This is a genomic window from Actibacterium sp. EMB200-NS6 (assembly GCF_001305615.1).
Taxonomy (GTDB): Bacteria; Pseudomonadota; Alphaproteobacteria; order Rhodobacterales; family Rhodobacteraceae; genus Actibacterium_A; species Actibacterium_A naphthalenivorans.
The window spans coordinates 119,690-132,366 of record NZ_CP010869.1; the positions used below are offsets into that span (position 1 = coordinate 119,690).

General features: G+C 63.4%; 9 protein-coding genes and 1 tRNA gene. 8 read left to right on the plus strand and 2 right to left on the minus strand.

Annotated features, from left to right (window positions below; genetic code table 11):
* The first annotated feature begins 2 nt into the window (after positions 1–2).
* Both TQ29_RS00595 and TQ29_RS00600 read left to right on the plus strand, forming a co-directional pair.
* Entirely contained in the window at positions 3–1,058 is a 1,056-nt protein-coding gene (locus TQ29_RS00595) for an NAD(P)-dependent alcohol dehydrogenase (protein WP_054537604.1), read from the plus strand.
* A gap of 124 nt (positions 1,059–1,182) precedes the next feature.
* On the plus strand, positions 1,183–1,923 hold the full coding sequence (locus TQ29_RS00600; protein WP_054537605.1) for a dienelactone hydrolase family protein: 741 nt from the start codon (positions 1,183–1,185) through the stop codon (positions 1,921–1,923).
* Positions 1,924–2,292: 369 nt separating this feature from the next.
* Here the strand turns inward: TQ29_RS00600 and TQ29_RS00605 are convergent.
* A tRNA-Leu gene (locus TQ29_RS00605) sits at positions 2,293–2,378 on the minus strand.
* A 146-nt stretch (positions 2,379–2,524) separates the two neighbouring features.
* On the opposite strand from TQ29_RS00605, the gene TQ29_RS00610 reads away from it, so the two are divergent.
* On the plus strand, positions 2,525–3,508 hold the full coding sequence (locus TQ29_RS00610) for a complex I NDUFA9 subunit family protein (RefSeq protein WP_054537606.1): 984 nt from the start codon (positions 2,525–2,527) through the stop codon (positions 3,506–3,508).
* 6 nt (positions 3,509–3,514) lie between these two features.
* Here the strand turns inward: TQ29_RS00610 and TQ29_RS00615 are convergent, their stop codons facing one another.
* Positions 3,515–4,318, minus strand: coding sequence for an undecaprenyl-diphosphate phosphatase (locus TQ29_RS00615; protein WP_054537607.1), 804 nt, complete (start codon positions 4,316–4,318; stop codon positions 3,515–3,517).
* Between the two features lie 222 nt (positions 4,319–4,540).
* On the opposite strand from TQ29_RS00615, the gene TQ29_RS00620 reads away from it, so the two are divergent.
* From TQ29_RS00620 to mtgA, 5 genes are all read left to right on the plus strand, one after another.
* Positions 4,541–5,974: an NAD(P)-dependent oxidoreductase gene (locus tag TQ29_RS00620; protein WP_054537608.1), complete on the plus strand. Its 1,434-nt coding sequence runs from the start codon at positions 4,541–4,543 to the stop codon at positions 5,972–5,974.
* A 102-nt stretch (positions 5,975–6,076) separates the two neighbouring features.
* Positions 6,077–6,796 (plus strand): hypothetical protein, encoded by a 720-nt coding sequence (locus TQ29_RS00625; RefSeq protein WP_054537609.1) that lies wholly within the window; start codon positions 6,077–6,079, stop codon positions 6,794–6,796.
* Complete coding sequence (locus TQ29_RS00630; protein WP_054537610.1) at positions 6,793–7,233, plus strand: GFA family protein; 441 nt, start codon at positions 6,793–6,795, stop codon at positions 7,231–7,233. Before TQ29_RS00625 ends, TQ29_RS00630 begins: the two co-directional genes overlap by 4 nt.
* 2 nt (positions 7,234–7,235) lie before the next feature.
* Positions 7,236–11,774 (plus strand): glutamate synthase large subunit, encoded by a 4,539-nt coding sequence (gene gltB, locus TQ29_RS00635; protein ID WP_054537611.1) that lies wholly within the window; start codon positions 7,236–7,238, stop codon positions 11,772–11,774.
* 123 nt (positions 11,775–11,897) lie between these two features.
* Positions 11,898–12,626 (plus strand): monofunctional biosynthetic peptidoglycan transglycosylase, encoded by a 729-nt coding sequence (mtgA, locus tag TQ29_RS00640; RefSeq protein ID WP_082386483.1) that lies wholly within the window; start codon positions 11,898–11,900, stop codon positions 12,624–12,626.
* The last annotated feature ends 51 nt before the right edge of the window (positions 12,627–12,677 follow it).

The following is a 12,677-nucleotide window of genomic DNA, read 5'->3' on the forward strand; positions in this document are numbered from 1 at the left end:
CCATGACGAATTGTACCGGATACGCGGCCACAGCCGCCGACGCCCCGCTTGGCCCGTTCTCGTTCACGCGCCGCGAGCCCGGGCCGACCGACGTCGCCATCGACATCCTTTATTGCGGCGTCTGCCATTCGGACCTGCACACGGCCCGCAACGAATGGGGCAATACGCTTTATCCCTGCCTTCCGGGGCATGAAATCGTCGGCCGCGTCACCGCTGTCGGCAAGGACGTGACGCGGTTCAAGGTCGGTGACGTCGCCGCCGTCGGCTGCATGGTGGACTCGTGCCAGGAGTGCGAGAGCTGCCGCGAAGGTCTTGAACAGTTTTGCGACAAGGGGCTGGTCGGCACCTACAACAGCCCCGACGCGATCCTGGGCGGGCATACGTTCGGCGGCTATTCCAGCCACATCGTCGTGACCGAGGAATTCGTGCTGCGGGTGCCGGACAATCTCGATCTTGCGGCGACGGCCCCGTTGCTGTGCGCCGGGATCACCACCTATTCGCCGCTGCGCCACTGGGGTGCGGGCCCGGGCAAGAAGGTCGGCGTGGTCGGCCTGGGCGGCCTTGGGCACATGGCGGTCAAGCTGGCCCATGCCATGGGCGCCGAGGTGGTGCTCTTCACCACGTCGCCCTCCAAGGTCGAGGATGGCCAGCGGCTCGGCGCCCATGATGTCGTTCTCTCGACCGATCCCGACGCCATGGCGGCGCATGGATCGAGCCTCGATCTGATCATCGACGCCGTGGCGGCGCCGCATGACATCAACGCCTATCTGGCGCTTCTGAAGCGCGACGCGACGCTGGTCCAGGTCGGCGTCCCCGACCAGCCGCTACCGGTCAGCGTCTTCAGCCTGATCGGGAAACGGCGCAGTTTCGCCGGTTCGCTGATCGGCGGCATCGCGGAGACCCAGGAGATGCTGGATTTCTGCGGCGCGCATGACATCACGGCGGATATCGAGATGATCCCGATCCAGAAGATCGAGGAAGCTTATGCCCGCATGCTCAAAAGCGACGTGAAATACCGCTTTGTCATCGACATGGCGTCGCTGGCCGAAGCCGGGTGACGTGGGCATGATATCTGCGCCTGAGACCTGTCCGGGGCGCGATCAGCGCCCAGACGCCGCGCGGCCATTGGAAGCGGCCAGATTGGATGCAGGCGGATTGGATAGTTGTGGATAAGGAACGCGCATGGCTCATGAAGAGATTCTGATCCCCACCCGCGACGGCGACTGTCCGGCGTATATCTTTACACCCGAAGGGACGGGGCCCTGGCCGGCGGTGATCTTCTACATGGACGGGCTCGGCATCCGACCGGTGCTGTTCGAGATGGGACAGCGACTTGCCGATGGAGGCTATGTCGTACTTTTGCCGGATCTTTTCTACCGCGCCGGCCCCTACGACCCGCTTGATGCGAAAAAGGTTTTCGCGTCCGGTGATTTCATGGCGGCCGTCGGGCACATCTTTCACACCACCGACAATCGCCGCGCCGCCGAGGATACCGGCGCCTTTCTCACCTATCTCGACGGGCGCGATGATGTGGCGGGGGATAAGATCGGCACGACCGGCTATTGCAAGGGCGGGGGGATCTCGCTCACGGTGGCGGGAACCTATCCCGACAGGATTGCTGCGGCCGCGAGTTTTCATGGCGGCAATCTGGCGACCGACTCGGAGCAGAGCCCGCACCTGCTTGCATCAAAGATGAAGGGGCGCGTTTACGTCGCCGGCGCGGATCGGGACACATCCTACCCGCCGGAGATGGCCGAGCGGCTCGAGAAGGCGCTTGACGATGCGGGTGTGGATCATCGGTGCGAGATCTATCCGGGGGCGCTGCACGGATGGACGATGGCGGATTTTCCCGTCTATGACGCGGCAGCCGCCGAACGGCACTGGCGGGAATTGTTCGCGCTCTTTGCACAGACGCTTCGGTAGAACGCGGGCACTTCGCGGATTGTCACGCGCCAGCCTTGTCCGGGCCCGGATATGGAAAAGGCCAGAGACATCATGCCCCGGCCTTTATCATTCCGGCGAAGGCGCGATGCGGTGTCCGGCGGCCGCTTGGCCGTGCCTTGAAACAGGCCGAAGTCGAGGTCCTGGCCGTGGGTAGCCCGGCGAAAACATAGGTCCGACGGGGAATCTAAAAATTCGTCTCGCCTCGTGCCAATCTCATTGGCGCTGTCGGCGAGGGTACCTGAACTCATCCGTTGCCTTCGCCAGCTATAGGCCGTGGTGCTGTTTTCGGCCCAAAAAATCAAAAAACCCCTGAATCTGAATGATTCAAGGGGTTTTTTAGAGTTGTATTGGTGCCCAGGAGAGGACTCGAACCTCCACATCGTTTCCAATACTAGCACCTGAAGCTAGCGCGTCTACCATTCCGCCACCTGGGCAGGTGTCGTGAGGCCGCGATGTATAACTCCGCCGGGGGCATGTCAACGGGTCTTTGCCAGAGAATTCGCAGTTATCTGATATCCGCTTGTTTGGCGCGGGGCGGGCGGCTATTCAGGCAGGTAACGGAATGGATGGAGGCCTCCACATGTCCAAGCTTGTCACCATTTACGGCGGGTCGGGCTTTGTCGGGCGGTATATCGCGCGGCGTATGGCGAAAGAGGGCTGGCGTGTGCGCGTTGCCGTTCGCCGCCCGAACGAGGCCGGCTTTGTCCGGCCTTACGGCGTTGTCGGTCAGGTTGCGCCGGTGTTTTGCAATATTCGTGATGATGAATCCGTCCGGGCGGTGATGCAGGGCGCGGACGCGGTTGTGAACTGCGTCGGCATTCTGGCCGAAACCGGCCGGAACCGGTTTGACGCGGTCCAGCATGAAGGTGCCGAACGCATCGCCCGAATCGCCGCCGAGGAAGGTATCGCACACCTTGTGCATCTGTCGGCCATCGGCGCCGATGCCGAGGCCGAGAGTGCCTATGCCAGATCGAAGGCATTGGGAGAGGAAGGCGTTCTGGCGCATTTCCCCGATGCGGTCATCCTGCGGCCTTCGGTGATTTTCGGGCCCGAGGATGCGTTTTTCAACCGCTTCGCGTCGATGTCGCGCTGGGGGCCGGTGCTGGGCATCGTCGGGGCGGATTCGAAGTTTCAGCCGGTCTATGTCGATGACGTGGCGAAGGCCGCGGTGATGGGCGTGCTGGGGCAGGCCGCGCCGGGGATCTATGAGCTGGGCGGACCCGAGGTCAGCAGCTTTCGCGATCTGATGGCCGATATGCTGAAGGTGATACACCGCCGGCGTCTGATCATGAACATCCCGTTCTTTCTGGCCGGGATCATGGCCGGATTCTTCGGCTTTGTGCAGGCTGTGACGGGCGGTCTGGTGGCCAACACGATTCTGACGCGCGATCAGCTTCGGAACCTGCGCCGCGACAATGTGGTGTCCGAGGGCGCGATGGGCTTCGACACGCTGGGTATCTCGCCGATCGCGGCCGAGGCTGTGATGCCGGAATACCTGTATCGGTTCCGCCCCTCCGGCCAGTATGACGCGATCAAGGATTCGGCGAGAAACCTGCGGGTCTGAGCGCCGCTAGCTATAGGCGATGTAAAGCAGGATCACGCCCAGGATCACCCGGTAGATCACATAGGGCGTGAAGCTGACCGAGCGCAGAAGCCGCATCATCAGGGTCAGCGCCAGAAGCGCCGAGGCGAAGGCGAAGAAGGCGGCGATCGCCCCGTCGCGCGCGGCGGCCGCGTCGGCCTGCATCGCCACCTCTGCGCCCAGCAGGATGCCCGAGGCCGCGATGGTGGGGATCGACATCAGCATGGACAGTCTGGCCGCGTCTTCCCGTCGGTAGCCCAGGGCGCGGGCGCCGGAAATGGTGATGCCGGAACGGGACGTGCCGGGGATCAGCGCGACGGCCTGCCACAGGCCCATGATGATGGCATGGCGCAGGGTCCAGCCTTCGGCCGTCAGCTCGGTCGGGCCTTTTTGGTCGGTCCAGTAAAGGAACAGGCCGAACAGAAGCATCGTCCAGCCGATCACGGCGACGGAGCGCATGGCGTCGTCCAGCCCGGTCAGCTTCAGCACGAGGCCGATCACGATGACAGGGACGGTCGCCACCAGCAGGAGAAACGCCAGCCGCGCGCCGTCAGTGTCGATTCTGCCGCGCAGCAGGCGGCCGAGGCCGATAAAGGCGCTGGCGACATCATGGCGGAAATAGAGCACGACGGCGAACAGCGTTCCGACATGGACGGCAACGTCGATAACCTGTCCCTGATCGACGTGTCCGGTGAGTGTTGGCAACAGAATCAGGTGACCGGAGGAAGAAATCGGTAGAAACTCTGTCACGCCCTGAATGATGGCGACGATCAGAAGATAATACAGAGACATGCGCGCCCCGCCAGAATTGTTTGGCGCCATCCTAGAGCAATGATTTTAAATAGAAAGCGCATAAATAGGTAAACTTAGCTGACCATAATTTCGCCAAAAATGACCGGTTTCGGAGGGTAGAGGTGAAAATTATTGCCATTTAGGTAAGCTGTACTGACTTTATTTTTATTTGATCAGGCCGTATGAGGGGCGCGGTTCAAGGAAATCGGGAGAGTTTCGCAAATGGCGAAGGAACAGATGCTCCAATTCGTGGATGTGCAGAAAGAGATGCCGCAAAAGCGGCCCCCGGACCTGCGCGCGAAGGATTTCCACGAGATCTATGCCGAATACGCCGATGAGAAGGCAAAGGTGCAGGCCAGCCGCTGCAGCCAGTGCGGCGTGCCCTATTGCCAGTCGCATTGCCCGCTGCACAACAACATTCCCGACTGGCTGCGCCTGACCGCCGAAGGGCGGCTGCAGGAAGCCTATGAGATCAGCCAGGCCACCAACACCTTCCCCGAGATCTGCGGCCGCATCTGCCCGCAGGATCGCCTGTGCGAGGGGAATTGCGTGATCGAGCAATCCGGCCACGGCACCGTGACGATCGGCGCGGTCGAGAAATACATCACCGATACCGCCTGGGAAAAGGGCTGGGTCAAGCCGGCCGTGCCGTCGCGCGAGCGCGGGGAGAGTGTGGGGATCATCGGCGCCGGCCCCGGCGGCCTTGCTGCCGCCGACGCGCTGCGCCGCAAGGGCGTTCAGGTCACGGTCTATGACCGGTACGATCGCGCCGGCGGGCTGCTGACCTATGGCATCCCCGGCTTCAAGCTGGAAAAAGACGTGGTGATGCGCCGGATCGAACAGTTGGAACAATCCGGCGTCGAATTTGTACTGAACTGTACCGTGGGCGAAGACATCAGCTTTGACGCCATTCGCGGCAAGCATGACGCGGTGCTGATCGCGACCGGCGTGTACAAGACGCGCGATCTGCAGGGGCCGGGCTCGGGCGCCGAGGGTATCGTGCGGGCGATCGATTATCTGACGGCGTCGAACCGGGTCAGCTTTGGCGATGAGGTGCCGGAGTATGACAGCGGCGAGCTGTGTGCCACCGGCAAGCGCGTTGTCGTGGTCGGCGGCGGTGACACGGCGATGGACTGTGTGCGCACCGCGATCCGGCAGGGGGCGACCAGCGTGAAATGTCTCTACCGCCGCGACAAGGCGAATATGCCGGGCAGCCAGCGCGAAGTGCAGAATGCCGAGGAAGAGGGCGTGGAATTCGTCTGGCTGTCGGCGCCCAAGGGGTTTACCGGCGACCGGGTCGACAGCGTTCTGGTGCAGAAGATGCGCCTGGGTGTGCCGGACGCGTCGGGCCGCCAGTCGCCCGAGGTGATCGAGGGGGCGGATTATGCCGAACCGGCCGATCTGGTGATCAAGGCGCTGGGGTTCGAGCCCGAGGATCTGCCGACGCTCTGGGGTGAACCGGCGCTGGAGGTGACCCGCTGGGGCACCGTAAAGTCGGATTTCCGCAGCCACGAGACCAGCCTGCCGGGCGTGTTCGCCGTGGGTGACATCGTGCGTGGCGCGTCGCTGGTGGTCTGGGCGATCCGCGATGGGCGCGAGGCGGCCGACAGCATCCTGGCCTACCTGGCGCAGCCGGCGCAGGTTGCGGCGGAATAGGCTCTGTTTCGGGCCAACGGCCGGGCGCATCCGATGCGCCCGCGCCCGCCGGGCGAATCCGGCAGCACCCCTGACCCGAGTGGCCAACGAAAGATGAACAACATGGAACGCAGAGTGAAGATGGCGCTGATCGTTCCTGCCCTCTGGGCGGGGCTGGCGGCCTGTGCGTCTGCCGACCTGTTCGAGCCGCACCCCGGCTGCGATTCCTTTCTGACGGTTCAGATGCGCGGCTGCGAAGTGTCGATCTACTGGCGCTGCGCCGGGATGGAGGGCAAGGTCTGGCAGGGTGCCTATGGCGCCGATGGCGCCTATGCGGTGAACATCTATGACCGCGAGTTCCAGTGGCTGGAAGGGTTCTATATTTTCGACCGCACCGTGGAACGGCTGAGCGATCCCGGCAAGGATCCGATCTCGATGAGCACGCTGCTCGAGAGCGGCGAAGACACGTTCGGGTTTACGCTCGAGGCCGTCACCGATGGCGAGAGCGAAATGCTGCATGTCGAGGGCCGCGACCGGCTGACCGGCGATGCGGTGGAGATTGACGGTGTTTCCCTGCTGGAGGCCGACACCGCGCTGACCATCCGCAGCCAGGACGGAGCGGTGGAATACCAGTCGACCGGGCGGCAATATGTGTCCCCCGACATGCGGCTGTTCTTTCTGGGCAAGGAATGGGTCACGGAGTCGGGCGAGGTGTTCGAACATGACAACACGCCCGTCGATTTCATCTTCCCCGGCGAGCCCGGTTTCAATGGCACGACGCCGCTCTATGAATGTGAAAGCGTGCTATCCTTGGCGCCGAGTCATAGCGGAGGTCGGGGATGAGCATTTACACCGGACATTGCCTGTGCGGCGCGGTCTCTTTCACCGCCCGTGACATCGCCCCCGGGGCCGGGGCCTGCCATTGCAAGATGTGCCAGCGATGGGCCGGATCGGCGCTGCTGGCCGTGACCGCGCTGGAAGATCAGATCGAATGGTCCGGGTCGGAACATGTGGCGACGATCCAGTCGTCGGACTGGGCCGAGCGCGCCTGGTGTTCCAGATGCGGCTCTGGCCTTTGGTACAGAATCACCGCCGAGGGGCCGCACCAGGGTGAGTATGAAATCCCTGTCGGCCTGTTCGATGACGCCAGCGGCCTGACCCTGACGCGCGAGATATTCATTGACAGAAAACCGGATGTCTTCGCCTTTGCCGGCGCGCATGAACGGCTGACCGAAGCCGAAGTGTTTGCCCGGTACGGCGTGACCACGACAGGAGCCTGATAATGACCAAATATGATGAAAACTGGGTGGCCGCCGAAGAGGCCAAGCGCAAGTGGATGGCCGAGAACGGGCTGTACCGCGAAGAAGACGAGCATGCGTCCTGCGGCGTCGGGCTCGTGGTGTCGATCGACGGCAAGCCCAGCCGCAAGGTGGTGGAAAACGGGATCAACGCGCTGAAGGCGATCTGGCATCGCGGCGCGGTCGACGCGGATGGCAAGACCGGCGATGGCGCGGGCATTCACGTGCAGATCCCGGTGCCGTTCTACTATGACCAGATCCGCCGCACCGGACACGAGCCGCATATGGATCAGCTGATCGCCGTCGGTCAGGTGTTCCTGCCCCGCACGGATTTCGGCGCGCAGGAAAAATGCCGGACCATCGTCGAGGCCGAAGTGCTGCGCATGGGCTATTACATCTATGGCTGGCGCCATGTGCCGGTGAATATCGAGGTGCTGGGCGAAAAGGCAAACGCCACCCGCCCCGAGATCGAGCAGATCATCATCTCCAACATCAAGGGCGTTGACGAAGAGACCTTCGAGCGCGAGCTTTACGTGATCCGCCGCCGGATCGAAAAGGCCGCCGCCGCCGCCGGGGTGCAATCGCTCTACATCTGTTCGCTGTCCTGCCGGTCGATGATCTACAAGGGCATGATGCTGGCCGAACAGGTGGCGGAGTTCTATCCCGACCTGAAGGACGAGCGGTTCGAGAGCGCCTTTGCGATCTATCACCAGCGCTATTCGACGAACACCTTCCCGCAATGGTGGCTGGCACAGCCGTTCCGGATGCTGGCCCATAACGGCGAGATCAACACGCTGAAGGGCAACCTGAACTGGATGAAGAGCCATGAGATTCGCATGGCTTCCAGCGCGTTCGGGGATCTGGCCGAGGATATCAAGCCAATCGTGCCGCAGGGATCATCCGATTCGGCGGCGCTGGATTCGGTGTTCGAGGTGCTGGTGCGGGCCGGGCGCAATGCGCCGATGGCCAAGACCATGCTGATCCCGGAAAGCTGGTCGAAGCAGGCGGTGGAGCTGCCGGAATCGTGGCGCGACATGTATTCCTACTGCAACTCGGTGATGGAGCCGTGGGACGGCCCCGCCGCGCTGGCCATGACCGACGGCCGCTGGGTGTGCGCCGGGCTTGATCGGAACGGGCTGCGGCCGATGCGCTATGTCGTCACCGGCGACGGGCTGATGATCGCCGGGTCCGAGGCCGGGATGGTGCCGACGGATGAGGCGACGGTGCGCGAAAAAGGCGCGCTGGGGCCGGGGCAGCTGATCGCCGTCGACACGCGCGAGGGTGTGCTGTTCCACGACAAGGAGATCAAGGACAAGCTGGCCAAGTCGCAGCCCTTTGGCGAATGGGTCGGCAAGATCAACGAACTGGACAAGGCGCTGGGCTCTGTCGTCGAGAAGCCGATGTTCGAAGGCGCCGAGCTGCGCAAGCGGCAGATCGCGGCGGGCTACAGCATCGAAGAGCTGGAACAGATTCTGACGCCGATGGCCGAGGACGGCAAAGAGGCGATCGCCTCGATGGGTGATGACACGCCGTCGGCGGTGCTGTCGGAAAAATACCGGCCGTTGAGCCACTTTTTCCGCCAGAACTTCAGCCAGGTGACCAACCCGCCGATCGATTCCCTGCGCGAATACCGGGTGATGAGCCTGAAGACACGGTTCGGCAACCTGAAGAACGTGCTGGACGAAGACAGCAGCCAGACCGAAATTCTGGTGTTGGAGAGCCCGTTCGTGGGCAACGCCCAGTTCGATGAGATGGTCAAGCAGTTCAACGCGCCGATGGTCTCGATCGACTGTACCTTCGTTGCCGATGCCGGGCATGAGGCGCTGCATGACGGGCTGGCCCGCATCAGGGCCGAGGCCGAAGACGCCGTGCGGTCGGGCGCGGGCCATCTGGTGCTGACCGATCAGAACCAAAGTGCCGAGCGTGTGGCGATGCCGATGATCCTGGCGACCAGCGCGGTGCATTCGTGGCTGACGCGCAAGGGGCTGCGCACCTTCAGTTCGGTCAACGTGCGGTCGGCCGAATGCGTGGACCCGCATTATTTCGCGGTGCTGATCGGCTGCGGCGCGACCACGGTCAACGCCTATCTCGCCGAAGACAGCCTTGCCGACCGGATCGCCCGCGGGTTGCTGGATTGCTCGCTGACAGAGGCGGTGGCGAACTATCGCAGCGCGGTGGATTACGGGCTGTTGAAGATCATGTCGAAGATGGGGATCTCGGTGATTTCCTCTTATCGTGGCGGTCTGAATTTCGAGGCCGTGGGCCTGAGCCGCGCGATGTGCGCCGAGTATTTCCCCGGCATGCATTCCCGCATTTCCGGCATCGGTGTCAGCGGCATTCAGCGCAAGCTGGAAGAGGTGCATGCCAAGGGCTGGCAGGGTGGCGCGGATGTGCTGCCGATCGGCGGCTTCTACAAGGCGCGGCGCACCGGCGAGAAACACGCATGGGAGGCGCAGACGATGCATATGCTGCAATCGGCCTGTGATAGTGCCTCTTATGAGATGTGGAAGCGGTTCTCGGCCACGATGCGGGCGAACCCGCCGATCCATCTGCGCGATCTTCTTGACATCAAGCCGATCGGCAAGCCTCTCCCGATCGAAGAGGTGGAAAGCATCACCTCGATCCGCAAGCGGTTCGTGACGCCGGGCATGTCGCTGGGCGCGCTGTCACCCGAGGCGCACAAGACGCTGAACGTGGCGATGAACCGGATCGGCGCCAAATCCGACAGTGGCGAGGGCGGCGAAGACCCGGCGCATTTCGTGCCCGAGGCGAATGGCGACAACCCGTCGGCGAAGATCAAGCAGGTGGCATCGGGCCGGTTCGGCGTGACCGCCGAGTATCTGAACCATTGCGAAGAGCTGGAGATCAAGGTCGCCCAGGGCGCCAAGCCCGGCGAGGGCGGCCAGCTGCCCGGCATGAAGGTGACAGAGCTGATCGCGCGTTTGCGGCATTCGACCAAGGGCGTCACGCTGATCAGCCCGCCGCCGCATCACGACATCTATTCGATCGAGGATCTGGCGCAGCTGATCTATGATCTGAAACAGATCAACCCGCGCGCCAAGGTGACCGTGAAGCTGGTGGCATCGAGCGGTGTCGGCACGATCGCGGCGGGCGTGGCCAAGGCCAAGGCCGATATCATCCTGATCTCGGGCCATAACGGCGGCACCGGGGCCAGCCCCGCGACCAGCATCAAATATGCCGGTCTGCCGTGGGAAATGGGCCTGACCGAGGCGCATCAGGTTCTGGCGATGAACAACCTGCGCGAACGGGTGACGCTGCGCACCGACGGCGGGCTGCGCACGGGCCGCGACATCGTGATGGCGGCGATGATGGGGGCCGAGGAATACGGCATCGGCACTGCCGCGCTGATCGCGATGGGCTGTATCATGGTGCGTCAGTGCCAGTCGAACACCTGCCCGGTGGGCGTATGTACGCAAGATCCGCGCCTGCGCGAAAAGTTCACGGGCAACGCCGACAAGGTGGTCAACCTGATCACCTTCTACGCGCAGGAGGTGCGTGAGATTCTGGCCAGCATCGGCGCGCGGTCGCTTGATGACGTGATTGGCCGGGCGGATCTGCTGACCCAGGTCAGCCGTGGCTCGGCGCATCTGGATGATCTGGATCTCAACCCGCTTCTGATCACCGTCGATGGCGCGGCGAAGATCGTCTATGACCGTAACAAGCCGCGCAACGCGGTGCTCGATACGCTGGATGCGCAGATCGTGCAGGACGGGCACCGCTTCTTCGAGGAAGGCGAGAAGATGCAACTGTCTTACGCCGTGCGCAACACGCTTCGCACTGTGGGGACGCGGGCGTCGAGCCATATCGTGAAACGCTTCGGCATGCGCAACAACCTGCAGCCCGATCATCTGACGGTGAAACTGTCGGGCTCGGCGGGGCAGTCGCTGGGGGCCTTCGCGGCGCCGGGGCTGAAGCTGGAGGTCGCGGGCGACGCCAATGACTATGTCGGCAAGGGCCTGTCGGGCGGTCTGATCGTTGTGCGGCCGACCATGGCCTCGCCGCTGGTGGCGTCGGAGAACACGATCATCGGCAACACGGTGCTTTACGGCGCGACCGATGGCTATCTGTTCGCTGCGGGCCGGGCGGGAGAGCGATTCGCCGTTCGCAATTCCGGCGCGAAGGTGGTGATCGAGGGCTGCGGATCGAACGGGTGTGAATACATGACCGGCGGCGTTGCTGTCATTCTGGGCTCGGTCGGTGCCAATTTCGGGGCCGGGATGACCGGCGGGATGGCCTATCTCTACGATCCCGAAGGGCTGGCGCCGGCGATGATGAACATGGAAACGCTGGTGACCTGCCCGGTTACGGTCGACCATTGGGAGGGGGAGCTGAAGGGGCTGATCGAACGCCATGCCAAGGAAACGATGAGCCGCAAGGCCGCCGATATCCTTCAGCACTGGGAGATAGAGCGCGGCAATTTCGTGCAGGTCTGCCCGAAGGAAATGCTGATCCATCTCAAGCACCCGCTGGGGATCGAAAAGCAGGCTGTTCCGGCGGAATAGAGACGCATTTCAGATCAGGCGAAAGGGGCCGGGCAGTTTGCCCGGCCCCTGGTTTTTGGGGCTGCGCAGAGATTTTCCGATCTGGTCTTCCGGCGGCGCGGCCCTGCGGGTAATGTCGCGGCCGTGGCAAAACGCACGAAGAAACCTGTCCGGAAGAAACAGCCGGCCCGGCGGCCTTTCCGGCCGGTTCGGACCGCGTTGCGCTTTGGGCTGATCGCGGGTTCGGGCGCATTTGTGCTGCTGGTGGTGCTGATCCTGCTGTTCCGGGTCGTCAACCCGCCGACGACCCATACCATCCGGGCCGAATCACGGCGCCTGGGCGCGGTGGACTGGCAATGGGTTCCGATCGCGAATGTGGCACCGGCAACCGTGCGCGCGGTGGTGGCGGCCGAGGATGCCAATTTCTGCGGCCACTGGGGGTTCGACATGGCGGCGATCCGCGCCGCGCTGGATGATGGCGCCAGCCGGGGCGCATCGACCATCAGCCAGCAGACCGTGAAGAACGTTTTTCTGTGGCAGGGCCGGAGCTGGCCGCGCAAGGCGCTGGAGGCGGTGCTGACCCCGATGGTCGAGGCGATGTGGCCCAAGCGGCGAATTCTCGAGGTTTATCTGAACGTCGCCGAGTTTGGCGAAGGCGTTTTCGGCATCGAAGCCGCGTCGCACCACTATTTCCGGGTGCCGCCCGCCGATCTGACGGCGGCGCAGGGCGCGCGGCTGGCGGTTCTTTTGCCCAATCCGAAACAGCGCGATCCGGCGCAGCTTCCGCAATGGCTGCGCAAACACGCGGGCCGGGTGCAGGACGGGGCCGAGACAATTAAGGCGGATGGCCGCGCATCCTGTTTCGAGAGTTGAAAATCCCCACGCGGCGCGGCATGACGGGGGCAATCAACCAACATCGAGCCG